The following is a 22,998-nucleotide window of genomic DNA, read 5'->3' as shown; positions in this document are numbered from 1 at the left end:
GGGCCAACACGCCGCATCTCAACGTTCGGGAGCGGCTTTCGTTGTGCTTTGCGGGTGCGGTGGGGATGGGGCTGGTTCAGAGGGACTTGATGGTTGCGGAGAGCTTTCGGAAGGTATTGCGGGTGAGGGGAATGTAGCCGGTGTCGAGAGATTTGCTGTCGCGGACGGCTACCAGGTCGGCGGTGGCCGCCAGTTCGACGCATTCGCCGCCATTGGACAGGCTGCGGGACGCCTTTCGCCAGTTGGCTTCTGTCATGTCCATCTTTCTTCCAGCACCCTTCTGATGCGCTCTGCCGACGCGATAGCCGGCGGTGACCTCGGGCTTGCCCACGTTGGTGCGCCCTCATGATCCGGGGGCCTAACGCCGCGCTCGGATTCGCTTGCCGAAAAGCCTCGACCGCGCTCTGCTAGCAGTCCCGCTGCGTCGGATCAGCATCGGTGACCGCATGGTCGCCGGACGTTGAGATGCGGCGTGTTGACCGTTTTGAAGATCGAAAGCGGTCAACACGCCGCATCTCAACTTTCGGGGGCGGCTTTGGTTGCGCTTTGCGGGTGCGGTGGGGGTGAGGCTGGTTCAGAGGGACTTGATGGTTGCGGAGAGTTTGCGGAAGGTGTCGCGGGTGAGGGGGATGTGGCCGGTCTCGGGGGACTTGCTGTCGCGGACGGCGACCAGGTCGGCAGTGGCCGCCAGTTCAATGCACAAGGCGCCGTTGTCGTTGCTGTAGCTCGACTTTCGCCACGTGGCCTTGTTCATGTCCATCTTTCCGCCTGAACCTTTCTGATCAACTCTCGTGTCTCTGAAGTATTGAGAGCATCCGCCTGGAGCCTGCCGAATGTCTCTAGGAGTCTTAACACCGTTCGGGTTTCACGTACCGTCTCGCCTTGCATCGTGTTTTCGATGAACGCGACGGATGACGTGTCTTCTTGGGTGGCGATGGAGAAAGTTCCGCTGACTCCTCTGTAGAAGGCGAGCGGTGCCACCTGTATGCGGATGTGGTCGTGGTGAGATAGTTCTAGCAGGTGATCCATCTGGGCGTGCATGATGGCTTTGGAATCGACCATGCGGTAGAGCGTGCTCTCATCGAGGATGGAGAAGATGGTCGGCGTAGGCACGCGGGTGATGAGAGCCTGCCTCTGCATGCGGTACTGCACCGCTTCATCATCGATCAGTAGGGCGCGAGCATAGTCCTCCGTTTGGAAAAGGCCGTGGACCAGCAGGATGTCGACGGCGCGGATGGTAGCCGCCCGCTGCTCGGACTCGGAGAAGTCGGCGAAGGAGCGGGGGGAGTCGGACTTGGCGACCCACTTGTCCCATGCCTCAATGATCTCCCCGTTCGCCCCTAGTTTCTTGTCGAGCTCCACGGCCGCCTCTCTGCTGCACTTACTGATACCCCGAAGTATCTGCCCTACGTATCCGGGGGCGAGCGGGATCAGGGCTGCGAGCTGGGCGCGGGTGAGGCTTGCGGCCACCCGGTAGCCGTCGACCACGTCGCCGAACCTTCTGAGTGCCGGGGTCGCCTGTCGAGTGCCCATGGCTGATCCCTTCGCTGAGGTGGAGCTGAGGTGATCCGGTGAGGTCTTCTAAGGCTGATCGTGTCATTCCGTGTTTCGTCTATCACGGTACGTCACTGGCGAGGAATGTGGCTAGTGGCAGATATTCGGCAGTGGGAAGGGGCGCGGCGTGCGGGAACTTTTCAGGCCGGTCAAGATCGGCTCGCCGCCGGCGGCGAGGGATGGGCGGGCGATTCTGAAGGTGGAGGCTTCACCGGAGCGGGTGAAGTGCGGGCGGAGGTGGGTGGGGGACTGGCTTTACGATCATCTGTTCGCGGAGGAGTCGATCTATCGGGCGGAGGTCGTGGTCTCCGAGCTGATCACCAATGCGCTGCGGCATGGAGAGATGGGGAGCCGTCCCATCGAGGTTCGGATCTATCTCGATGAGGGGATGCGCGCGGTGGTCGAGGTGATTGATGCGAGTGATCGAGAGCCGGTCATTCGGGGGGAGGATCTGGGCAGCTTGGACGGGCGGGGGCTGGCCATGCTGGACGTCCTCGTCCGGGAGCTCGGGTGGGTGCCTCTGCGGGGTGGGGGCAAGAGCGTGTGGGTGGTGCTCGACGCCGTGATGGAGGCCGAATCGGGGTGTGCCGGGGTCGTCTGTCGGACACGGACGGTACAAAGGGACGTGTGAGCCAGTGGGACAGCGGCGCTCTGAGCCGTCTGCGCGCCGCCGCCTATCACCGTGACGGTGCGGCGGCGGTGGCGCTGCTGCGCGATCGGCCGCTCGGGCCGGTGCTCCAGTACGCCGGGGACGTCCTCGTGGCTGCCGTCGAGGCCGGGACGGAGGGGGCTGCCGGGCTGGCGCGCAAGGCGCTGGTGGAGCTGGACGGGCGGGGGGAGCCCGGGGACGTCGAGCTCGCCGCTGAGGTCGCGGCGGCGCTGGGGTGCCCGAGGAGGGACGCGCTGCCCGGGCTGGCGGTGGATCTGACGGCGCTCGCCGTTGCGCTGGGGCAGGAGATCGGGTCCGCGCCCTGGATCCTCGACCTTGAGCGCGGGGATCTGCTGGAGCCCGATGAACCCTTGGAAGACGGCGGGCTCGGGGACGTGCGAGAGCGGTATGTGGCCGTGCCGGCGCTCGGGCCCGAGCCCGGCGGCGAGGAGGCCGCGCGGGGGCGCGCGCGGCGGTGGCTCGCGGGGCTCGGGCTGCGGGCCGTGTCGCGGTCCCTCTAAGAGCGTCAGCCGCCCGGACGGACGAGCGGGAACGGGATCGTCTCGCGGATCGAGCGGCCGGTGAGGGTGATCAGGAGCCGGTCGATGCCCATGCCCATGCCGCCCGCCGGGGGCATCGCGTACTCCAGGGCGCGCAGGAAGTCCTCGTCGAGCTCCATCGCTTCCGGGTCGCCGCCGGCGGCCTGGAGGGACTGCTCGGTGAGGCGGCGGCGCTGCAGGATCGGGTCGATCAGCTCGGAGTAGGCGGTGCCGAGCTCCAGGCCGAAGACGATGAGGTCCCATTTCTCGGCGAGGCGCGGGTCCTTGCGGTGCGGGCGGGTGAGGGGCGAGGTCTCGGCGGGGTAGTCGCGGACGAAGGTGGGGGCCTTCAGCTCCTCCTCGACGAGGGCCTCGAACAGCTCCTGGACGAGCCGGCCCTGCCCCCACGCGGGGTCGAAGTTGAGGTTCACCCGCTCGGCGAGGGCGTGCACGGCGGGCAGCGGGGTGTCGGGGGTGACCTCCTCGCCGAGCGCCTGCGACACCGACCCGTAGACGGTGATCTCCCGCCAGGGCTCGCCGAGGTCGTACTCGACGCCGTCGCGGACGACGACGGTCGTGCCGAGCGCGGCCCGCGCGGCGGCGACGACGAGGTCGCGGGTCAGGGTCGCCATGGTGTCGTAGTTGCCGTAGGGCTCGTACGCCTCCAGCATCGTGAACTCGGGGTTGTGCTTCTGCGAGACGCCCTCGTTGCGGAAGTTGCGGTTCAGCTCGAAGACCTTGCCGACGCCGCCGACGAGCAGCCGCTTGAGGTACAGCTCGGGCGCGATCCGCAAGTACAGCTGCATGTTGTAGGCGTTGATGCGGGTGGTGAACGGGCGGGCCGTCGCGCCGCCGTGCACCGGCTGGAGCATCGGCGTCTCGACCTCCAGGTACTCGCGGTCGCGGAGGGTGTCGCGGACGGCGGCGACGGCGTCGCCGCGCATGCGCAGCATGCGGCGCGACTCGTCGTTGACGATGAAGTCGACGTAGCGCTGGCGGACGCGGGCCTCGGGGTCGGCGAGGCCGGCCCGCTTGTCGGGCAGCGGCCGCAGGCACTTGGCGGTGAGCTTCCAGGAGTCGGCGAGGACCGACAGCTCGCCGGTGCGGGAGGTGACGACCTCGCCGGTGACGCCGACCTGGTCGCCCAGGTCGATCATCTTCTTCCAGGTGTCCAGGGCGGCCGCGCCGACGCCGTCCTCGGTCAGCATGACCTGGAGGTCGCCGGTCTCGTCGCGCAGCGACACGAAGATCAGCCGGCCGTGCTCGCGGGCCAGCACGACGCGGCCGGCGACCGCGACGACCGTGCCGGTGCGGGTGTCGGGGGCCAGGCCGGGGAAGCCCGCGCGGACGCCGGCGGCGTAGTCGGTGCGGTCGAACCCGAGCGGGTAGGGGTCCAGGCCCGCGGCGCGGATCTCGGCGAGCTTGGCGTGCCGGACGCGCTCCTGCTCGGACAGGCGGCGCTGCGGGGCGCGGGCGGCGTCCGCGGCCTCCTCGATCTCCTTGATCTGCTGGACGAGGCCCGCCGACGGCACGATGTTGGCGGCGCGGTCGAGCTTGCGGCGGCTGAGGCTCGGGACGAACCCCTCGGCGCGGGCGTAGGAGACGCCGAGGCGGAGCAGGTCGCGGCTCTGCTGGTAGCAGATGAACCGGGGACGCCAAAGCGGCAGGTACTTGGCGTTGGACAGGTACAGCGATTCGAGCTGCCAGAACCGGGACGCGAACGACAGCAGCCGGTAGTAGAAGCGGGCGATCGGCCCGGCGCCGATCTGCGAGCCGCGCTCGAACGCCGACCGCAGCATGGCGAAGTTCAGCGAGATGTGCTGGGCGCCGACGAGCGCGGCGCGCTCGGCGAGCTTGGCGATCATGAACTCGTTGAGGCCGTTCTCGGCGGCGCGGTCGCGGCGCATGAGGTCCAGCGACAGGCCGCTGCGGCCCCAGGGGACGAAGCTGAGCAGGCCGCGCAGCTCGCCCTTGCCGTCGAACGCCTCGACCATGACGCAGCGCCCGTCGGTCGGGTCGCCGAGGCGGCCGAGCGCCATGGAGAACCCGCGCTCGGTCTCCTCGCCGCGCCAGGCGTCGGCGCTGCGGATGAGCTTGGCCATCTCCCAGTCGGGGATCTGGGCGTGCCGGCGGATGCGGATGGTGTACCCGGCGCGCTCGACGCGGCGGACGGCCTGGCGGACCTGGCGCATCTCGCGGCCGTCGAGGCTGAAGTCGGTCAGGTCGATGATCGCCTCGTCGCCGAGCTCCAGCGCGTCGAAGCCGTGCCGCTTGTAGATGTGCGCGGCGCGCTCGCCGACGCTGACGGCGCCGGGGATCCAGGCGTGCGCTCGGCACTCGGCGAGCCAGGTGTCGATGGCCTGGTCCCAGGACTCGGGGTCGCCGAGCGGGTCGCCGGAGGCGAGCGAGACGCTGCCGTCGACCCGGTAGGCGATGGCGGCCTTGCCGTTGGGGGCGACGATGACGTCCTTGTCGCGGCGGAGCGCGAAGTAGCCGAGGGAGTCGCCGTCGCCCCACTCGGCGAGCAGCCGGCGGGCGGCGAGCTCCTCCTCGGTGCTGAGGACGGGGTCGCGGCGGCCGGGCCGGAACAGCGCCCAGAAGGTGATGATGAGCGCGCCGGTGCCGAGCACCGTGATCATGATGTCGACCCAGCCGGGGACGTCGACGTGGATGCGGCCGCCGTCGATGCCCGAGCCGAACACCGTCTGCAGCAGCACGTACCAGGGGTGGGTCCAGAAGTCGCCTGCCGGGTCGCGGTCGGTGGCGGTGACCATCCAGGTGCCGACGCTGCCGCTGAACACCAGCAGGACGGTGAACACGAGGGCGGCGAGGCGCCGGTTGGCGCGGTCGGGGAGCGTGGTGAACTCGCCGCGCGCGGCGATGAGCACCAGCAGGACCGAGGAGTGCAGGACGATGGACACGATCGCGCGCGGCACCGAGTAGTCCGCCGGATTCATGATCGCCGACAGCAGGAACAGCGCGGAGGAGGCCGAGTAGAGCCCGAACAGCAGCACCAGGATGCGCCAGGCCGCCTTCTTGCGGCGCTTGATGCCCATCGACAGCAGGATGAGCAGCAGGCCCCAGGGGACGCTGGCGAAGAAGCCGAGCAGGTAGATCCAGCGGAGCGCCCAGATCGTCCCGATCTTGATGATCAGGTCGGAGGAGAACCAGTACAGGATGGACAGCACGCCCGACAGCCGGGTGTACCAGAAGAAGATCGTCGGTGCCGAGGCGATCAGGGTGCGGCCCCTGCCGACCAGCCCGTCGTCGGTCATGGTTCCCCCGTCGCGGCTCAACTGCGCTCTCTTCTTTGTACCGGTTGTCACCTGCATCACGCTTCGTTCTCGCGGCGTGCGCCGAACCTGGTCGTTATGGTGCACGTCCTACCGGGTAGAGGGATGTGACGTGCAAGCGGGTTCCAAGATTGTCAGCAAAAGTCGATATGGTCGCGGATATGCCTAACGAGACCCCCGGCGAGCGGCTGCTCGCCCGCCGTTACCGGCTGGTCACCCACGTCGGCCGCGGTGGCATGGGCACGGTCTGGAAGGCGCATGACGAGGTCCTCGGGCGGGATGTGGCGGTCAAGGAGGTCATCCTGCCGCATGGTCTCACCGATGAGGAGCGCTCCGTCCAGTACAAGCGCACCTTCCGGGAGGCGCGCACCGCGGCCCGGCTCGGCCACCCGAACGTCGTCACGGTGTACGACGTGGTCGAGGAGGACGGCCGGCCCTGGATCATCATGGAGCTCATCCAGGCCCGCTCGCTGGACCAGGTGATCAAGGAAGAGGGCCCGTTCGAGGTCAAGCGGGCCGCCGAGCTCGGCCGGCAGATGCTCGCCGCCCTGCACGCCGCGCACGACGCGGGCGTCCTGCACCGCGACGTCAAGCCGAGCAACGTGCTCGTCACCACCGGCCCGGCGGGCGACCGCGCGGTCCTCACCGACTTCGGCATCGCGACCGCCTCGGGCGACGCGACGCTGACCCAGACCGGCCTCGTCATGGGCTCGCCGGCCTACATCGCGCCCGAGCGGGCGCGCGGGCGCACCGCCGGGCCCGCGTCCGACCTCTGGTCGCTCGGCGTCACCCTGTTCGCGATGGTGCACGGCAAGTCGCCGTTCGAGCGCTCGGAGCCGATGGCCGCGCTCGTCGCGGTCATCTCCGAGGACCCCGACCCGCCGACGCGCGCGGGCCGCCTCGCGCCCGTCATCGAGGGGCTGCTGAACAAGAACCCCGACCTGCGGATGGACGCCATCGAGGCGGGCGCCCTGCTGGACGACATCGTCCGGCAGGAGTCCGTCGACACCCAGCGCACGCTGGCCGTCGAGCTGCCCCCGCCGCCGGACGCCACCCGCGCCGAGCGGGCCGTCCGGGACGAGCCGGCCCCGCCGCCCGCGCGGTCCGAGCCGACCGACGGGCGCACCCGGGTGACCCCGGCCGTCGCGGACGCCGGCGGGCCCGCCGAGGCCGGGACGGCCGGGGCGGCGTTCGGGTCGGACCCGACGAGCCCGGCGGCGCGCCCGCCGGCGCGTTCCGGCGAGGGCTGGACGCCGAACCGCAACGCCCTGCTGGTCGGCGTCGGCGTGCTCGTCGCGCTGCTGCTGGTCGTCGGCATCGCCTGGGCGAGCACCAAGGGCGACGGCAAGAAGGACGGCGACGGCGGGGGCGGCGCGTCCCCGGCGACGTCCAAGGCCGCCCCGTCCTCGGCCAAGCCGTCCTCGGCGCCCCCGAGCACCCCGCCGCCCTCGTCGTCGGCCCCGGCGCCGTCCGCGGGCGGCGTCCCGGCGGGCTGGAAGACCTACAAGGACCGCGCGGGCTACTCGATGTACCTGCCGGAGGACTGGAGCTCCAAGCCGCGCCGCGACAGCAACGGCGACTACTTCCGCGCGTCCGACGGCTCGGTGCACCTCCAGCTCGCCTACCAGGAGAAGGCGGGCCCGAGTGCGCTGGACGACTGGCAGAGCGAGCCGGGCAAGGGCAACTTCCGCAACTACAAGAAGCTTTTCATCCGCCCCGTCACCGAGGGCTACCCCGTCGCCGACCCGACCGGCGCGAAGGCCGCCGACTGGTCGTGGACCTACGACGAGGGCGGCCGCCGGATGCGCGCCCTCAACCGCGGCTTCGTCATGAACGGCCACGGCTACTCGATCCTGCTGTTCGCCCCCGAGTCCGAGTGGGACAAGACTTTCGCCGAGATGCAGCCGCTCTACAAGAGCTTCAAGGGCGCTCCCTGACTCCCGGGACGGGCGGCCGGAACGTGAAGTCGGCGGCAAGATGCGCCGTCCCGGCCTGTGTGTGACTCCGAGTCGGTAATGTCGGCAGGCATGTCCGAGGGGAACGCAGGTGAGGGGCACCGTCTGCTGGCCGGCCGTTACCGGCTGCTGTCGGTGGTCGGCCGCGGGGGGATGGGGACGGTCTGGCGCGCGCGCGACGAGGCGCTGCACCGCGACGTCGCCGTCAAGGAGGTCGTGCTCGACCGGGGGCTGAGCGACGAGGAGCGCGCCGACCGGCACGAGCGCACCCTCCGCGAGGCGCGCGCGTCGGCGCGGCTCGGCCATCCGGGCGTCGTCACGGTCCACGACGTGGTGGACGAGGACGGCCGCCCGTGGATCGTCATGGAGCTGGTGGACGCCCGCTCCCTCCAGGAGATCATCGACGGGGACGGGCCGCTGCCGCCCGCCCGCGCCGCCGACATCGGGCGGCAGGTGATGGGCGCGCTCCGCGCCGCGCACGCGATCGGCATCCTGCACCGCGACGTCAAGCCCGCCAACGTGCTCGTCACCCGCGACGGGCGGGCGGTGCTCACCGACTTCGGCATCGCGCAGTTCGCGGGCGACGCCACCCTCACCCGCACCGGCCTGATCATGGGTTCGCCCGCCTACATGTCGCCCGAGCGGGTGAAGGGCGAGCGCGCCCTGCCCGCCTCGGACGTGTGGGCGCTCGGCGCGACGCTGTACGCGGCCGTCGAGGGCCGCCCGCCGCACCACCGCACCGACGCGATGGCGGTGCTCGCCGCCGTCATGACGCAGGAGCCCCCGCCGCCGCGCAACGCGGGCGCGCTCGGCCCGGTCCTGTACGGGCTGCTGGAGCGCGACCCGGCGCGCCGGACGGGCGCCGCCGAGGCCGAGGAGGCCCTCGCCCGCGTCGCGTCGGGGGCGGCGGCGCCACCGCCGGCCGCGTCCGCGCACGTTCCCCCGCCCGTCCCGGTTCCGGCGCCGGGTGGCGGCTGGGGGACGGGGCAGGGGACGCTACGCATCCCTGACCAGCAGATCCCGGTGCCGCATCCGGCGACCGCGCCCGTCCACCAGCCGGGCGGCGGGCGGCGCCGGCCGGTCGTCCCGGTCCTCGCCGGGGTCGGCGTGGCGGCGGCCGTGGCGCTCGCCGCCGCCGTCCTGCTCTGGCCGGACGGCGGCGAGGGCGACGACGCGCTCGCGCAGAAGCCGCCCGTGCAGGCGGCCGTGTCCGCGACGCCGGCGGAGAGCGGGACGCCGTCGGCCGTGCCGTCCTCGCCCGCCGCGCCGCCGTCGCAGGCCGCACCGCCCGCGGGCATGAAGTGGGCGGTGGAGGACGGCTACCGGATGCCCGTCCCGATCGGGTGGCGGCGCTCCAGCCAGGGGAACCAGGTGTCGTGGACCGACCCGGTCACGCAGGCCTACCTCCTCGTCGACACGACCACCTGGGAGAACCAGGACCCCTACCAGCACTGGGTCGAGTGGGAGCCGATGGCGATCCGCGACGGCAAGCTGAAGGGCTTCCAGCGCCTCGGCCGCACCCGCACCAGCGTCGGCGGCGCGCCCGCCGCGGACCTGGAGTACACCTGGCTGAACGGCGTCATGCACGCCCGCAGCCGGGGCGTCGCCGCCGACGGCCGCAACTACGTGATCATGGCGGCGTCGCCGGTCCGCTACCAGGCGGCGGTGCGGGCCCGGCAGGACGCCGCGCTCGACGGGTTCCGGCCGGCGTGACCCGCCGATCGGGGGTCCGGGTGGAGCGCGGGGCCGCCGCAGGGGACAATGACCGGGGCGGGGGGCGGTCAAGGGCGCGCCAATGAACCGTACGGCGCGCCGGCACGTCCCAGTGACGGCGGTCGCCGGCGGGGGACGACCGCGAGCGGGCGACGGGGGACCGGGCAGGACATGGACGAGGGTCGGCGCATCGGCGGCCGCTACCGCCTCGACGCGGTGGTCGGCCGCGGCGGCATGGGCACCGTGTGGCACGCCTACGACCTCACGCTGGACCGCGAGGTCGCGGTCAAGGAGGTCGTGCTCCCGCCCGGCCTCACCGAGCGCGAGCGCGAGGTGCTGTACGAGCGGACGTTCCGCGAGGCGCGGGCGTCGGCCCGCCTGAACCATCCCGGCGTCGTCACCGTGCACGACGTCGTCGAGGCGCACGACCGGCCGTGGATCGTCATGGAGCTGGTGCGCGCCCGCTCGCTGCAGGAGGTGCTGGAGGGCGGGCCGCTGGACCACCGGCGGGTCGCCGACATCGGCGTGCAGATGCTCGGCGCGCTCCGGCACGCGCACGAGAAGGGCATCCTGCACCGCGACGTCAAGCCCAGCAACGTGCTGATCACCGACGCGGGGCGGGTGGTGCTCACCGACTTCGGCATCGCGCAGGTCGAGGGCGACTCCACCCTCACCCAGACCGGCCTCGTCATGGGGTCGCCCGCCTACATCCCGCCCGAGCGCGCGCAGGGCGAGCGGGCGGTGCCCGCGTCGGACCTGTGGTCCCTCGGCGCGACGCTGTACGCCGCGCTGGAGGGCCGGTCCCCCTACGAGCGGTCCGACGCCATGGCGTCGCTCCAGGCGGCGCTGGTGGAGCCCGTGCCCCCCGCCCGCAACGCCGGGCCGCTGAAGGCGGTCCTGGACGGCCTGCTGGCGCGCGAGCCCCGGCACCGCATGACGGGCGCGCAGGCGCAGCCGCTGCTGAAGCAGGTCGCCGACGCGCCGCCGCCCGCCGCCTCGTCCACGATCACCGACGGCGCGTTCCCCGCCCCGGCCCCGTCCCGGTTCCGCAGCGACGAGACCGTCCTGGACTCCACCGGGCTGGAGGCCGCCACCCGCTCGGACGGCCCGCCGCCCGCGCGCGTCCCCGAGCCGGTGCGGACCTACCAGCCGCCGCCGCAGCCGCGCCCGGCGCCCGAGGCGGCCCGCCCCGTGCAGTGGGACGAGCCGGAGACGCAGACGTCGTGGGAGCAGCCGCAGGAGGCGTGGCAGCGCTACGAGCGGCAGGCGTCCCGGTCGTCGGCGCAGCACCCGCAATACCCGCCGCAGCAGCGGACGCGGAACCCGTACGAGAACGCCATGGCGTCGCGCGCCGAGCGGGAGCGGCGGCGGACGGTCGTCATCGTCACCATCGCGGTGATCCTCGCGGTCGTCGCGGTGCTCGCGGGCGCGGTCATCGTCCGCAAGCGCTTCACCTCGACCAGCGGCCTCGGCCCGAGCGCCGGGACGTCCGCCGGCGCCCCGGCCCGCGCGGGCGCCGCGCCCTAGTCGTCGGCGGACAGGGCGTCGAAGGCGACGCGCAGGTCGGCGACGTGCGCCTCCAGGTCGGTGAGGGCGCCCGCGGGCGGGGCTTCGGCGGCGCGCAGCCGCCGCACGTCGCCCTCGACCTGGCCGAGCCGCTCGGCGAACACGCCGAGCAGGCCGTCACCGGCGGGCGGGCCGCCGCCGGTGAGGGCGCGGCGCAGCATCGCCGCCTGGTGGCGGAGCTGCAGGTTGCGGCGGTGCAGCTCGACGAACACCGACACCTTGGCGCGCAGCAGCCACGGGTCGAACGGCTTGGTCAGGTAGTCGACCGCGCCCGCCGCGTAGCCGCGCAGCGCCTCGGGGCCGGTGCCCGGCTCGCCCGCCGCGGTGAGGAACACGATCGGGACGTCGCGGGTGCGCGGCCGGTTCTTGATGTGCTCGGCGGTCTCGAAGCCGTCCATCTCCGGCATGACGACGTCCAGCAGGATGAGCGCGAAGTCGTCGTTCAGCAGCTCCTTCAGCGCGGAGCGGCCGGAGGAGGCGGTGACCACCTCGACGGGCAGCGCGTCGAGCACGGCGGCGAGGGCGACGAGGTTCTCCTCGCGGTCGTCGACGGCCAGGACCCTCGTGGCGTTCGTCGGCACCGGACTCCTCCGCGCGTCGGTGGCGGGCCTCTGCACCGCCCACCCTGACACGTCCGGGCCGGTGAGGACAGCGAATCGGCCGAGGTCGGGTGTGTCCCGCCACGGCCCCGTCCGGTCAGCCGGTCCAGCGGACGGGGAGCCGGGCGAAGCCGTGCCGGGCGCTGGACCGCAGCGGGATCGGCTCGCCGGCGAGCACCGGCCGCCCCGGGCGGTTCAGCAGCGCCGCCATGAGGGCGCGCAGGTGGACGCGGGCGAGGCGCTCGCCGAGGCAGGACCGGACGCCGTGCCCGAACGCCAGGTGCGGGGGCGCCGTGCCGTCCGCGAACCGCTCGGGCAGGAACCGGCCGGGGTCGGGGAACGCCGCCGCGTCGTGGTCGGCGGCCGCCAGCCAGAGCGCGACGTGCTCGCCGGCCAGCAGCGGGACGCCGCCGAGCGACGTGGGGCGCAGCACGGTGCGCGGCACCCGCAGCACCGGCGTCCACCAGCGCAGCACCTCCTCGACGGCGGCGTCGAGGAGGGCGGCGTCGCCGCGCAGCAGGTCGTGGGCGGCGGGGTTGCGGAGCAGCGCCCACAGGCCGCCCGCCAGGGTGTTGCGGAGCGTCTCGGGCAGGTCGGCGACGACGTCGGTGACGAAGTCGACGCCGCCGGCCGCCACCCGGCCGACGAGCTCGGGCGGGTCCATGTCGAAGCGCAGGTCGAGCGCCGCCGGGCCCTCCGCGTCGGCGGGGGCGTCGTCGTGGGCGGGACGGCCGCGCTCCTCGCCCGCCGTCGGGCCGTGCAGCATCTCGCCGAACTCGGGCGCGAACAGCTCGGGGTGCTCCAGCGCGTACCGGACGTCGGCGTGGCGCAGCACCGCCCAGGCGCCGCGGCCGCCGCGCAGCCCGTTCATCCACACGACCGGCGTGCGGGCGCGCAGCCGGTCGAGCCGCTCGTAGGGGACGCCGCGCGCGTAGGCGTCCGGCGAGCAGAGCGCCTCGGCGTCGGAGACGGGCAGGGCGCCTCGCCGTTGAGGCATGGGAAACCTCCTTGACTCCCATGCCGGACGCTAGCCCGTCCGACCGTCCGCCGGAATGACCGGATCAGGACGTTCCGGGGGCGGGGGCCGTCAGCCCGCGAGCCATTCCCCGGTCTCGACGCTGACCAGGCCGTGCCGGGCCGCCTCGATCACGGCCTCGCGCTGCGAGTGCACGCCGAGCTTGCTGAGGACGCTCTGCACGTGGCTGCGCGCGGTGCTGCGGGTGACGCCCATCGACCGGGCGAGCGCCTGGGTGGACTCGCCGCGGGCGAGGCGGGTCAGCACCTCGCGCTCGCGGGGGGTGAGGAACCGCGCGACGCGCTGCGCCTGGCTGCGCGGGCGCGCGCCGTCCGGGGCGGCCGGCCCGGCGGTGCCGGCGACGACCTCGCCGCCGCCGACCCGCCGGAGCACCGTCAGGATGTCGCGGGCCTGCTGGCCCTTGTGCGCGAAGCCGCGGACGCCGAGCGCGAGCCCGGCCTCCAGCACGTCCTTCTCCAGGAACCCGGTGAGGACGACGAAGGCCGTCGCGGGGGAGGCGGCGCGGAGCCGCGGCATCCACTCCAGCGCCGTGCCGGCCGGGAAGTGCAGGTCGATCAGGCACGCGTCGGCCGGGTGCGCCCGCAGCAGCGGGAGCACCTCGGCCGGCGAGTACGCGACGGCGACCACGGTGTGCCCGGCGTCGCCGAGCACGAGCGACAGCGAGTCGGCGAAGACGGCGTGGTCGTCGCAGACGGCGACCCTCATGGATGCGGCCGCCAATCGTCGAAGGCGGTCCCGTCGAAGAGCGCGGCGTCCAGCAGCGAACCGTCGAACGCGCCGCCCTCGAACGCCCCGCCGCCGAAGGCGGGCGCGGCGGGCAGCAGCATCCGCACCCGGGCGCCGCCCATCTCGCAGGTGCGGATCTCCAGGCTGCCGCCGAAGCCGCTGATGAGGTCGTGCACGATGCCGAGGCCGAGGGAGGCCAGGCCGCGCGGCGCGGACGCGCCGCCGCCGAAGCCGGGGCCGTCGTCGTCGACCTGGATCGCGACCCGGCCCTCCTCGACCGCGACCCGCACGTCGACCCGGCCGGCCGCGACCCGGCAGGCGTTGTCGAGGACGTTGCGGAGCGCCCGCCAGAGCGCGACCGCGTCCATGAGCGCCCACGCCTCGGTGCCGGTGAAGCCGACCTCGCGGGAGGTGGCGAGGCGCATGCCGGCGACGACCTCGGCGGCGAGCTCGTCCACCCGCAGCCGCGCGGGCGGCGGCGCGCCGCCGTCGTCGCCGCCGTCCGCCTCCAGCCGGCGGAGCAGGTGGTCGAGCCAGCGGGTCTCGCCGAGGAGCTGCTCGATGCGGGCCCGGCTGCCCGCGCCGACGTCGCTCGCGGTGGCGACCGCGGAGGCCAGCATGATGATCGTTCCGAGTTCGTGCCGGATGTCGTGCCGCAGCCGCCGCCGCTGGAGGGCCGGATCCCCGGGGTCCGGGCGCCCTCCGTCCGGCGCGGCGGGAGCCGCGGGCTGTGCGGGCGTGTCGACCGGTGACGACCGTGACTGCCCGTGGTTCATGGAGGACCCCCGTCCGTCATACCAGCACCCCCACGAACGTCGCCCGGACAACGGGCCGTGTCCAGATGAATTACCCCAAGTGGCCGCGCCCTGGCCGGAAGCGGACAACAATATCCCGGCGTAAACCCGGTCCATTGTCGGGGCGTCGAAGCGGGGATTGCCGGTCGCCGCCGCGCCATTTCTTTCATACCCGTGACGTAGCCGCCTTGCGCATTCGGCCGGGTGCGGCGCGCGGGGGCGTCGGGGATCCTTCCGCTATGCCGAAGGTCACCTTTATCGGACATGCCGGACTGGCGCTGGACGCGGCGGCGTTCCGCCTGCTCGCGGACCCGTGGCTCGCCCCCACGGGGGCCTTTCTCGGGGCCTGGCACCAGTACCCGAGGAACGATCATCTGGACGCCGCCGCGCTCGGCGAGGCCGACTGGGTCGCCGTCTCGCACGAACACCTAGATCATTTCGACCCCTGGGTCATCGGGCGCCTCCCCGCCCGCGCGCGAATCCTCATTCCGCGCTATCCGGGACCCGCCTTCAGAGAACGCATGGCGGCGGCCGCCGGTTCCCGGCAGGTAATCGAGATACCGGCCTGGGAGAAATTCCCGCTGGACAATGCGGGCTCCTGGATCACGGTGATTCCGGAGCTGTCCCCGATGTGTCATGACGCGGCATTCCTCATCGTCGCCGACGGCCGCGCCGTGCTGCACTGCAACGACGCCCGGCTCACCGCCGCGCAGGCGCGGCGCGCCAAGCACCTGGCGGGCGGGACCCTGGACCTCATGGCGGTGCAGGCGTCCGGCGCGTCCTGGCATCCGATCTGCTACGACTACCCGGCCGCGGAGATGGCGCGGGTCGCGGCGGCCAAGCGGATCTCCAAGCTGCGGTCGGTGCAGCGCCTCGTCCGCCAGACCGGGCCCGCGCTCGCCGTCCCGTTCGCCGGGCCGCCCTGCTTCCTGGACGAGGAGGTCCGCCGGCTCGACTGGGTCCTGGACCGCGACGGCGGCGCGTTCTGCGACCCCGACGCCGCCGTGGACTGGTTCCGCGAGCACCTGCCGCAGCAGCGCTGGGACGCCTTCCGGCCCGGCGACGCCATCGACCTCGGCACCGGGCGCGTCACCCGCGACCCGGTGTCGGCGGCGTTCTCCTTCGCCGACGAGGACCGCGCGGCCTACCTCGACAAGTACGCCGCCGACCGCGCGGACGCGATCGCCGGGGAGCTCGCCGCCCACCCCGAGCCCGGCCCCGGCCTGTACGAGCGGTTCGCCCGGCACTTCGAGCTGCTCGGCGGGCTGAGCGACTACTTCCTCACCCGGATCGACATGCTCGTCCGGTTCGAGATCACCGGCCCGCACGGCGGCACCTGGGACGTGGACCTGCGGGCGGGCGGCGTCACGGTCGCCCCGGCCGCGCCGGACGCCCGCCCGCACTACCGCATCACGACCGCGGGCCGCTGGGTGCAGGGCGTGCTGGACGGCCGGCTGGCCTGGGAGGACCTGCTGATCTCCTTCCGGCTCACCCTGTTCCGCGACCCCGACGTGTACAACGACTACCTGGTCGGCCTGCTCAAGCACGCCAACGCGCCCGCGCTGAAGGCCGTGGAGGCGTACGAGACCGGCCGCGACGAGACCGAGCGGATCGTCGTGGACTGGGGCGGCCGCTCCTACGACATCCCGCGCTACTGCCCGCACGCGGGCGAGGATCTGTCGATCGGCGCGGTCGTGCGGGACGGGCAGGTGCACTGCCTGGCGCACAACTTCGCGTTCGACCTCGCGACGGGCGCGTGCGTGAACGCGCGGTCGGCGGCGCTCGCCTCCCGCGAGGTCCTGGCGGCTCCGCCGGACATGGACGTGCAGTTCACGGAGGAGGGACTGTCCGAGGCGGGCTGACGGGACGCCGGCGGCCCCCTCCTTCCGGGGAGGGGGCCGCCGGCGTCAGCGCCGTGCGGCGTGCCGCTCCTTGAACACCGACTGCAGGTCGGGGCGGCCGCCGGACCCGTCGGCGTCGGCGAGCGTCGGGCACGCCCACTCGCCCTGGTGGCCCCAGGAGTAGGAGATGTCGAACGGCGGCCGGGGCACGAGCCGGTCCCAGCGCGCGAGGATCGCCCGGAGCTGCGGGACGGTCGGCAGCCAGTACTCGCGCTCGCCGCCCGAGCAGGACTGCCCGAACGTCTGGAACACCGGGACGACCGAGCGGCGCGGGACGCCCGCCTCGTCGGCCATCCGCACCATCCGGTCGACGGCGTCGATGTTGCACTCCTTCCCGGCCTTCGTGCCGCCCTTGCAGGGGTAGGGGTCCAGGCCGACGAGGTCGACGTGGGTGCGCTTCGGGGCGACGGGCTTCATGGGCCAGTCGGTGAGCGACACGAACGACACCTGGCCGGGCGCGTGGGCGCGGATGAAGTCGGCCCGCCTGCGGATCTCGGCGGCGATGCCGGGGCACTCGCGGGGGTTCGGCTCGTCCGACAGGTACCAGCCGTACACCCTGGGGTCGCGCGCGAGGCGCCGGACGGCCTCGGTGAACGCGGTGTAGTCGAGCTCGAAGGCGCCGCAGGTGAAGTTGCCGACCCACATGAGGCCCCGCATCCCGGCGGGGATCGCGTCCACCAGCGCCGGGTCGGGCTTGACGTCCACCAGGTCGTAGCCGAGCGCGCGGAGCCTCGGGTAGTCCGACGGCTGGGTGTTGAGGGCGATGTGGCGGGTCGCGGGCGCCTCCGCCGGCGCCGTGCCGGGCGTGGCGAGCGGCCCGCGGTAGGGGGCGTCGCCGCCCGCGCCGCGCTGCGCCCAGAACACGACCCCGGCGGCGAGCGCGAGCGCGGCGACGACCGCCGCGGCCTTCATCCGGGCGTCCACGGTCACGCCGCCGAACCGGGCTCCCCGGCGCGCTCCTTGCGCGCGGGCACCGACAGGCCGCCGTCGGGGGCGTGCGAGGAGTCGCCCTCGCGGACGCTGCCGTCCGCCGCGACCTGAAGCGGCGGCACCGTCATGCCGAGCATGTGCTTGACGGTGTCCCAGAGCGCCCGCAGCGTCGCGCGCATCGACGGGTCGCGCAGGTAGACGGCGTCCACCGCGACGCGCGCCGGGACGATCCGCTCGATGTAGTTGACGAGGTCGACCTCCTCGCCGGGGCCGAGGACGTCGAAGTCGCGGAACCGCACCTCGGACACGCCGGTGAGGCCGGGCCGGTGGTCGAACACCCAGCGCGAGCGCGCGTCGTAGTGCACCGCCAGGTCGTAGGTCTCCGGGCGCGGCCCGACGAGCGTCATCGTGCCGCGCAGGACGTTGGCGAGCTGCGGCAGCTCGTCCAGCGACCAGCGGCGCAGCACCGCGCCGGCGCGGGTGAGGCGCGGGTCGCGGTTGGCGGTGACGGTGAGGCCGCCGACGCCCTGGCGCATGGTGCGGAACTTGTACATGACGAACGGCCGGCCGCCCTGCCCGACGCGGACCTGCCGGAAGATCCCGGGCCCCCGGCTGGTCAGCCGCACCGTCAGCCAGATCAGCAGCAGCGGGACGCAGAGCGCGGCGAGGCCGGCGAGCGCGCCCGCCACGTCGAGCGCCCGCCGCGCCGCCGAGGGCGGCACGCCGTCGGACGGGTCGATCGGCCGGGTCTCCAGGTCATCCCTGTCGGACCTGTCGGTCGTCATGACGGAACCGCCTTCTGAGCCGCGTGAAGAAGAGCAGGAGGACGAGGGTGGTGGTGTAGTAGGAGGCCACGGAGGCGAGCGCGGCGCCGGTCGCGCCGAAGCGGGGGATGAGGGCGAGGTCCAGCGCGACCGTCACGAGGAGCCCGGCGGCCTGGCCGAGCGAGGTCAGGCCCGGCCGCCCGACCCCGTACAGGTAGGCCATGACCAGGCCGGACACCCCGAACGTGACGAGGCCGACGAGGAGCAGGTAGGTGGGGGTGCGGGCGCCGTCGAAGGCGTCGCCGAACACCAGCGGCAGCACCGTCCCGGTGAGCAGCGCGAGCGGCACCGCGCTCGCCGCCGACACCGCGAGGGCGGGCAGGATCAGGCGGGCCGTGCGGTCGCCGGCGGTCCGCCGGTCCTCCTTGGCGAAGTCGGGGTAGAGGACGTAGTTGACGGCGAGGCCGGGGAGCTGGACGAGCTCGGCGAACTTGCTGGCCACCGTGTAGACGCCGAGGACGGCCGGTCCGGCCATCGCGCCGAGGAACGCCACGTCCAGGCGCAGGTTCAGCAGGTCCACGAGCTGGCCGAGCTGGCCGCGCATCCCGTAGGCGGCGATGCGGCGGCCGAGGCGGGCGTCGGGGCGGCCCCAGCCGGCGAAGAAGCCGCGCCGCCGCAGCCGGGCCGCGATCCACGCGGTGGCGGCGACGTCGGCGAGGACGAGGCCGGCGACGAGCGCGCCCGGCCCGTACCAGCCGAGCAGCAGCGCCAGGTAGATCGGCAGGAAGACGAACTCCTCGACGGCGATGGCGAGGGCGGCGCCGCGCAGGTCGTCGGTGCCCTGCAGGAGGCCCTTGCCGACCGACACGAACCCCTGGGTGAAGGCGGGCGCGGCGGCGGCGAGCGCGATCCAGAACCCGAACGACTTGAAGAACAGCAGGTAGAGGGCGGGGCTGAGGGCGAGCCAGGCGAGCGCGCCGAGCACCGCCCCGCCGGCGGTGATCCACACCAGGGTGGGCCGGACGCGCCGCTGGTCGAACTCCGCTCCGGCCAGGAAGAACGGCGCGGCGCCCGGGAGCCCGGCGTTGGAGAGCTGGCAGACGAGGCCGGGCAGGATCCGCACCAGCGTGAACGCGCCGACGAGCTTCGGGCCGCCGATCCGCGCGACGAGCACCGTCGCGATCCCGAGCGAGGCGAGCGCGCCGATCCGCCCGGCCATGTTCCCGGCGACGAGCGCCACCAGCCGGTTGCGCAGGTTGGGGGCGGACTGCTCGGCGGGGGCGTCGGGCCGTTGCGTCTCGGTCATGCGGCTTCACCTTCTCGGGTCTCCCGCGTCTGCGCGGGCGACTCGCGCCTGCCGAACAGGTCGAGTGCGGCGATCAGGCCGAAGAGGGCCCAGCCGTGCCGGTAGTGCAGGGTCTCGTAGAACAGGCCGGACACCAGGAACACCGCCACCAGCGCGCCGAACAGCTCGGGGCGCGGGACGAGCGCGGCGTACTCGGGGGTCAGCGCGTCCCGGCGGGCGATGCGGACGCATTTCAGCAGCAGCGTGAACAGCAGCACGATCAGCGCGATCCCGCCGAGGAAGCCGCGCTCCAGGACGGCGGCGATGTAGTCGTTGTGGGCCTCGCGGACGTAGCTCTCCTGGCCGGCGCGCATGGCCGTCTCGGTCTGCCCGGGGCCGATGCCCCACGGATGCTCCTGCTCCTTGAGCATCTTGATGGTGCTGTTCAGCACCGACGACCGCGACTCGGTGCTCTCCCCGGTCGTGCGGCCGATCGAGTCGCGCAGGATCGGCGACATCGCGCTGGCCTGGTCCAGCACGGGCTGGACGTTCACGACCGTCAGCGCCGCGACGCCCGCGCCGCCGACGAGCGCCGCGAGCGTCCCGGCGGCGATGGCGTGGTGCGCCTTGCCCTCGCGGAACAGCCGGAACAGGTACCCGAGGACGACCGCGACGCCGAGGGCGAGCGCGCCGCCGTTCGACCCGGTCAGGATCTCGGCGGCCAGCAGCACCCCGCACACCGCCCACCGCGCGCCGGTGCGGGACGGCACCCGCGCGGCGCGGGCGACGAAGAGCACGCAGATGAACCAGTTGGAGGCGTAGTTGGCGTCGCCGAAGGTGAACTGCGCGCGGTCGCCGTCGAGCTGCTTGCCCGACAGGTCCTCGATGCCGAGGACGAACCCCGCGATCATGGCGGCGGCGTAGAACGTGCCGATGTACACCCAGGCGCGCAGGGCGACGCGCAGCAGGCCGGGGTCGCGGCCGAGGTTGGCGATGCTGACCGCCCACAGCAGCACGAACAGGTCCTTGACCAGGGTGAGCGCGCCCGCGTCGTTGACGATCGCGGCGATGCCGCCCGCGATGATCGTCAGCAGGGTCGGGACGAGGAACGGCCAGTGCACCGCCTGCCGCCGCGTCGCCGCCCAGAGCAGCGTCACGAAGGTGACGGCGACCAGGGCGACGTCGGGCAGGCCGGTGTTGCCGGGGCCGGGGCCGATCCCGGCGGGCATCAGCATCGGCAGCGACGCGATGCCGAAGACGAGCGCCAGCGCGGTGAGCGGCCAGCGCCGCTTCAGCGGCGGCGCGTCCGTCTCCGCCGCCGCCTCGGGGGCCCGGGTCGCCGTCATCGCCGGAACGGCCGCTTCGAGGTGCCGCGGTAGACCTCGTCGAGCTGGACGCCCAGGTGCGCGGGGGAGAACCAGTCGCCGACGCGGCCGCGGGCGCGCTCGGCCATCCGCGCCGCGGCGACCGGATCGTCCAGCAGGTGCGCCATCGCGGCGGACAGCTGCGCGGGGTCCTCGGGGCGGACGAGCAGGCCCGTCTCCCCGGCGAGCACCAGGTCCTGGTTGGACGGGACGGCCGTCGCGATGAGCGGGACGCCCGCGCCGATCGCCTCGACGAGCACGCACGGCAGGCCCTCCCAGCGGGACGCCATCGCCATCACGTCGAAGGCGGGCAGCACGTCGGCGACGTCGTCGCGGTGCCCGAGCCAGCGCATCCGCTCGGTGAGGCCGAGCCGCGCCGTCAGCTTCTCCAGCTCGGCCAGCATGGTGCCGCCGCCGACCCAGAGCCCGAACACGTCGTCGGGCAGCGCGGCGAGAGCCTTGACGAAGATCTCCGGGCCCTTCTGGTAGGTGAGCCGGCCGATCGAGCCGACGACCTTCACGCCGAGCGGCAGGTCCAGGCGGCGTCGGGCCTGCGCCCGCGAGCCGGGCGCGGTCGCGTAGGCGTCCACGTCCACCGCCGGCCACGACAGCCGGACCCGCTCGGGGCCGGTGAGGCCGAGGCGGAGCGCCGTCGTGACCGTCTCGGACCCGATGGCGAGGAACGCGTCGGTGTGCTTGGCCGCGACCCGCTCCAGCCGGATGTAGGCGCGGCGCCGCAGCGCCGACTGGAACTCGTGGAACGGGAACCCGTGCCAGGTGTGCACGATCCGCGGGACGCCCGCGCGCGCCGCGGCGACCCGCCCGATGACGCCGCCCTTGGCGCTGTGGGTGTGCACCACGTCGTAGCGGCCCTCGGCGAGGACGCGGGTGAGGGTGCGGAGCGCGGCGACGTCGTCGCGCGGCGCGATCTGCGGGACGAGCGGCCGGACCTGCACGATCTCCATTCCGGCGCGGTGCGCGGCCGGGGTGAGGTCGCCGGTCGCGGCGTTCGCGACCGCCTCCTCCCCGTACAGCACGTCCGCGCCGCCGCCCTCGCCGGCGACCGAGTCCATGCCGACGCCGCCGGTGACGACGGCCCGCTCGTAGGCGCCGGGGTCCAGGGCGAGCGCGCCGTTCAGCGCGACCTGCCCGGCGCCGCCGTTGAAGCGCGTGATCACCGTGGCGACGCGGAGCTTGCGGGGGGCGGTGCTCATGGCTTCCTCACAGGGCTCGCGGGCCGGTACTCGGGCAGCAGCCGGCGGAGCAGCAGCCGCACCCGCGCGTCGTCGCCGGCGCGCGCGGCGGCCGCGAGCGCGTCCAGCAGCGGCGGCAGGCCGGCGGGCGGCGGCGTCGCGCGGGTCGCCCAGATCTTGGGGTGGGCGGTGCGGACCCGCCGCTCGGAGTCGGCGAACGCCTTCTCGGCGAGCTTCTCGCCGGGGCCGAGCCCGCTGAACCGGATGGTCACCTCCGGCAGCCGGAGCTGCTCGGCGTAGCGGTGCACGAGCTCGATGACGGGGACGGGGCGGCCGGTGTCGAGCGCGAACGTCTCGGCCTCCTCGGCGAGGACCGCCGCCTCCAGCAGCAGCCCCGCCGCCTCCTCGGCCGTCATGAAGTGCCGCGCCGCCTGCGGGTGGGCGACGGTGACGGCGCCGCCGGCGGCGATGGACCGGCCGAGCGCCGACAGCAGCGTGCCCGACGAGGCGATGACGTCGCCGACGCGCACCGCGGCGAAGCACGTCGGCCCGCCGGTGCCCGCGTGCAGCAGCAGCTCGCCGAGCCGCATCGTCGCGCCGAGCACCGACGTCGGCTCGGCGGCCCGGTCGGAGGACACCAGCACCAGCCGGTGCGCGCCGGTGCGGACCGCGCCGTCCAGCACGTGCCGGGCGCCGAGGACGTTGGTGGCGACGCCGCGGCACGGGTCGGCCTCGACGGGGCCGAGCCCGTACTGCCCGGCCGCGTGGAACACCAGCTCGGGGCGGGTGTCGTCGAAGACCTCGTCGACGCGGGCGCGGTCGCGCACGTCGGTCTCGGCGAGCACGACCGGGCCGCCGCCGGCGCCGGCCGCCATCTCGTGCCGGAGCCGGGCGAGGCCGACGGCGTCCCGGTCGGCGAGGCAGAGCGCGGCCGGTTCGAGCCGCTCCAGCCGGTGGCTGAGCGCCGACCCGATCGTCCCGCAGGCGCCGGTGACCAGCACCCGGCGCCCGCGGACGAGGTGCCGGCCCCGCCGCCCCGCGACGTCCACCTCGTCCCGCCCCATCAGCACCGCCAGCGGGCCGGCCGGCGCGGGGGGCGGGGCGGGGGCCGGCCGCCGCCGCAGGAGCCACCGCATG

General features: G+C 73.8%; 20 protein-coding genes. 6 read left to right on the top strand and 14 right to left on the bottom strand.

Annotation, left to right across the window (positions count from 1 at the left end; all coding sequences use genetic code 11):
- Positions 1-76: 76 nt before the first annotated feature.
- From K1Y72_RS16620 to K1Y72_RS16610, 3 genes are all read right to left on the bottom strand, one after another.
- Positions 77-331 carry a DUF397 domain-containing protein gene (locus K1Y72_RS16620; RefSeq protein WP_308287108.1) on the bottom strand — a complete coding sequence of 85 codons (255 nt, stop codon included), beginning with the start codon at positions 329-331 and terminating at the stop codon, positions 77-79.
- Between the two features lie 243 nt (positions 332-574).
- Entirely contained in the window at positions 575-760 is a 186-nt protein-coding gene (locus K1Y72_RS16615; protein WP_220167239.1) for a DUF397 domain-containing protein, read from the bottom strand.
- Positions 751-1,533, bottom strand: a complete 783-nt coding sequence (locus K1Y72_RS16610; RefSeq protein ID WP_220167238.1) for a helix-turn-helix domain-containing protein — start codon at positions 1,531-1,533, stop codon at positions 751-753. Before K1Y72_RS16610 ends, K1Y72_RS16615 begins: the two co-directional genes overlap by 10 nt.
- Positions 1,534-1,681: 148 nt before the next feature.
- Between K1Y72_RS16610 and K1Y72_RS16605 the strand changes: the two genes are divergently transcribed.
- Together K1Y72_RS16605 and K1Y72_RS16600 are read left to right on the top strand one after the other, a co-directional pair.
- A complete protein-coding gene (locus K1Y72_RS16605) occupies positions 1,682-2,185 on the top strand; it encodes an ATP-binding protein (RefSeq protein ID WP_220167237.1) in 504 nt (167 codons plus the stop codon).
- Entirely contained in the window at positions 2,182-2,724 is a 543-nt protein-coding gene (locus K1Y72_RS16600) for a hypothetical protein (protein WP_220167236.1), read from the top strand. Before K1Y72_RS16605 ends, K1Y72_RS16600 begins: the two co-directional genes overlap by 4 nt.
- Positions 2,725-2,729: 5 nt before the next feature.
- On the opposite strand, the gene lysX is transcribed toward K1Y72_RS16600, so the two are convergent.
- Positions 2,730-6,017 carry a bifunctional lysylphosphatidylglycerol synthetase/lysine--tRNA ligase LysX gene (lysX, locus tag K1Y72_RS16595; RefSeq protein WP_220167235.1) on the bottom strand — a complete coding sequence of 1,096 codons (3,288 nt, stop codon included), beginning with the start codon at positions 6,015-6,017 and terminating at the stop codon, positions 2,730-2,732.
- Positions 6,018-6,196: 179 nt separating this feature from the next.
- On the opposite strand from lysX, the gene K1Y72_RS16590 reads away from it, so the two are divergent.
- From K1Y72_RS16590 to K1Y72_RS16580, 3 genes are all read left to right on the top strand, one after another.
- A complete protein-coding gene (locus K1Y72_RS16590) occupies positions 6,197-7,972 on the top strand; it encodes a serine/threonine-protein kinase (RefSeq protein ID WP_258572511.1) in 1,776 nt (591 codons plus the stop codon).
- Positions 7,973-8,062: 90 nt separating this feature from the next.
- Positions 8,063-9,703, top strand: a complete 1,641-nt coding sequence (locus K1Y72_RS16585; protein ID WP_220167233.1) for a serine/threonine-protein kinase — start codon at positions 8,063-8,065, stop codon at positions 9,701-9,703.
- Between the two features lie 171 nt (positions 9,704-9,874).
- Positions 9,875-11,230: a serine/threonine-protein kinase gene (locus K1Y72_RS16580; protein WP_220167232.1), complete on the top strand. Its 1,356-nt coding sequence runs from the start codon at positions 9,875-9,877 to the stop codon at positions 11,228-11,230.
- Here K1Y72_RS16580 and K1Y72_RS16575 read toward each other — a convergent pair.
- The 4 genes from K1Y72_RS16575 to K1Y72_RS16560 all read right to left on the bottom strand — a co-directional run bounded on the left by K1Y72_RS16575 (position 11,227) and on the right by K1Y72_RS16560 (position 14,250).
- Positions 11,227-11,850 carry a response regulator gene (locus K1Y72_RS16575; protein WP_220167231.1) on the bottom strand — a complete coding sequence of 208 codons (624 nt, stop codon included), beginning with the start codon at positions 11,848-11,850 and terminating at the stop codon, positions 11,227-11,229. The two genes, K1Y72_RS16580 and K1Y72_RS16575, sit on opposite strands and share 4 nt — an antisense overlap.
- A gap of 115 nt (positions 11,851-11,965) precedes the next feature.
- Complete coding sequence (locus tag K1Y72_RS16570) at positions 11,966-12,865, bottom strand: cytochrome P450 (RefSeq protein WP_220167230.1); 900 nt, start codon at positions 12,863-12,865, stop codon at positions 11,966-11,968.
- Positions 12,866-12,955: 90 nt separating this feature from the next.
- Positions 12,956-13,609, bottom strand: coding sequence for a response regulator transcription factor (locus K1Y72_RS16565; protein WP_220167229.1), 654 nt, complete (start codon positions 13,607-13,609; stop codon positions 12,956-12,958).
- Positions 13,606-14,250, bottom strand: coding sequence for an ATP-binding protein (locus K1Y72_RS16560; RefSeq protein WP_220167228.1), 645 nt, complete (start codon positions 14,248-14,250; stop codon positions 13,606-13,608). The genes K1Y72_RS16565 and K1Y72_RS16560 overlap by 4 nt, the downstream gene beginning before the upstream one ends.
- A 413-nt stretch (positions 14,251-14,663) precedes the next feature.
- Here K1Y72_RS16560 and K1Y72_RS16555 point away from each other — a divergent pair, with 413 nt between their 5' ends.
- Positions 14,664-16,286: a Rieske 2Fe-2S domain-containing protein gene (locus K1Y72_RS16555; RefSeq protein ID WP_220167227.1), complete on the top strand. Its 1,623-nt coding sequence runs from the start codon at positions 14,664-14,666 to the stop codon at positions 16,284-16,286.
- A 45-nt stretch (positions 16,287-16,331) separates the two neighbouring features.
- Here the strand turns inward: K1Y72_RS16555 and K1Y72_RS16550 are convergent, their stop codons facing one another.
- The 6 genes from K1Y72_RS16550 to K1Y72_RS16525 are packed head-to-tail and all read right to left on the bottom strand — an operon-like array spanning position 16,332 to position 22,997.
- Positions 16,332-17,255, bottom strand: a complete 924-nt coding sequence (locus K1Y72_RS16550) for a hypothetical protein (protein WP_220167226.1) — start codon at positions 17,253-17,255, stop codon at positions 16,332-16,334.
- A complete protein-coding gene (locus K1Y72_RS16545; protein WP_220167225.1) occupies positions 17,252-18,040 on the bottom strand; it encodes a sugar transferase in 789 nt (262 codons plus the stop codon). Before K1Y72_RS16545 ends, K1Y72_RS16550 begins: the two co-directional genes overlap by 4 nt.
- On the bottom strand, positions 18,012-19,325 hold the full coding sequence (locus K1Y72_RS16540; protein WP_220167224.1) for an oligosaccharide flippase family protein: 1,314 nt from the start codon (positions 19,323-19,325) through the stop codon (positions 18,012-18,014). The genes K1Y72_RS16545 and K1Y72_RS16540 overlap by 29 nt, the downstream gene beginning before the upstream one ends.
- Positions 19,322-20,650: an O-antigen ligase family protein gene (locus tag K1Y72_RS16535; RefSeq protein WP_220167223.1), complete on the bottom strand. Its 1,329-nt coding sequence runs from the start codon at positions 20,648-20,650 to the stop codon at positions 19,322-19,324. Before K1Y72_RS16535 ends, K1Y72_RS16540 begins: the two co-directional genes overlap by 4 nt.
- Positions 20,647-21,882 (bottom strand): glycosyltransferase, encoded by a 1,236-nt coding sequence (locus K1Y72_RS16530; protein ID WP_220167222.1) that lies wholly within the window; start codon positions 21,880-21,882, stop codon positions 20,647-20,649. Before K1Y72_RS16530 ends, K1Y72_RS16535 begins: the two co-directional genes overlap by 4 nt.
- The gene (locus K1Y72_RS16525; RefSeq protein ID WP_220167221.1) at positions 21,879-22,997 is read right to left on the bottom strand and encodes a polysaccharide biosynthesis protein; all 1,119 of its coding nucleotides are present in this window, start codon (positions 22,995-22,997) and stop codon (positions 21,879-21,881) included. The genes K1Y72_RS16530 and K1Y72_RS16525 overlap by 4 nt, the downstream gene beginning before the upstream one ends.
- Position 22,998: the final 1 nt, after the last annotated feature.

This window comes from Actinomadura parmotrematis (assembly GCF_019458805.1).
Taxonomy (GTDB): Bacteria; Actinomycetota; Actinomycetes; order Streptosporangiales; family Streptosporangiaceae; genus Spirillospora; species Spirillospora parmotrematis.
This window is presented reverse-complemented; position numbering and strand designations above follow the sequence as displayed.

Coding starts and splice junctions, on each gene's coding strand:
- K1Y72_RS16585 (WP_220167233.1), top strand. CDS start 8,063: ATGTCCGAGGGGAACGCAGGTGAGGGGCACCGTCTGCTGGCCGGCCGT.
- K1Y72_RS16540 (WP_220167224.1), bottom strand. CDS start 19,325: ATGACCGAGACGCAACGGCCCGACGCCCCCGCCGAGCAGTCCGCCCCC.
- K1Y72_RS16560 (WP_220167228.1), bottom strand. CDS start 14,250: ATGCTGGCCTCCGCGGTCGCCACCGCGAGCGACGTCGGCGCGGGCAGC.
- K1Y72_RS16590 (WP_258572511.1), top strand. CDS start 6,197: ATGCCTAACGAGACCCCCGGCGAGCGGCTGCTCGCCCGCCGTTACCGG.
- lysX (WP_220167235.1), bottom strand. CDS start 6,017: ATGACCGACGACGGGCTGGTCGGCAGGGGCCGCACCCTGATCGCCTCG.
- K1Y72_RS16525 (WP_220167221.1), bottom strand. CDS start 22,997: ATGCGGTGGCTCCTGCGGCGGCGGCCGGCCCCCGCCCCGCCCCCCGCG.
- K1Y72_RS16570 (WP_220167230.1), bottom strand. CDS start 12,865: ATGCCTCAACGGCGAGGCGCCCTGCCCGTCTCCGACGCCGAGGCGCTC.
- K1Y72_RS16615 (WP_220167239.1), bottom strand. CDS start 760: ATGGACATGAACAAGGCCACGTGGCGAAAGTCGAGCTACAGCAACGAC.
- K1Y72_RS16555 (WP_220167227.1), top strand. CDS start 14,664: ATGCCGAAGGTCACCTTTATCGGACATGCCGGACTGGCGCTGGACGCG.
- K1Y72_RS16565 (WP_220167229.1), bottom strand. CDS start 13,609: ATGAGGGTCGCCGTCTGCGACGACCACGCCGTCTTCGCCGACTCGCTG.
- K1Y72_RS16545 (WP_220167225.1), bottom strand. CDS start 18,040: ATGACGACCGACAGGTCCGACAGGGATGACCTGGAGACCCGGCCGATC.
- K1Y72_RS16610 (WP_220167238.1), bottom strand. CDS start 1,533: ATGGGCACTCGACAGGCGACCCCGGCACTCAGAAGGTTCGGCGACGTG.
- K1Y72_RS16530 (WP_220167222.1), bottom strand. CDS start 21,882: ATGAGCACCGCCCCCCGCAAGCTCCGCGTCGCCACGGTGATCACGCGC.
- K1Y72_RS16580 (WP_220167232.1), top strand. CDS start 9,875: ATGGACGAGGGTCGGCGCATCGGCGGCCGCTACCGCCTCGACGCGGTG.
- K1Y72_RS16535 (WP_220167223.1), bottom strand. CDS start 20,650: ATGACGGCGACCCGGGCCCCCGAGGCGGCGGCGGAGACGGACGCGCCG.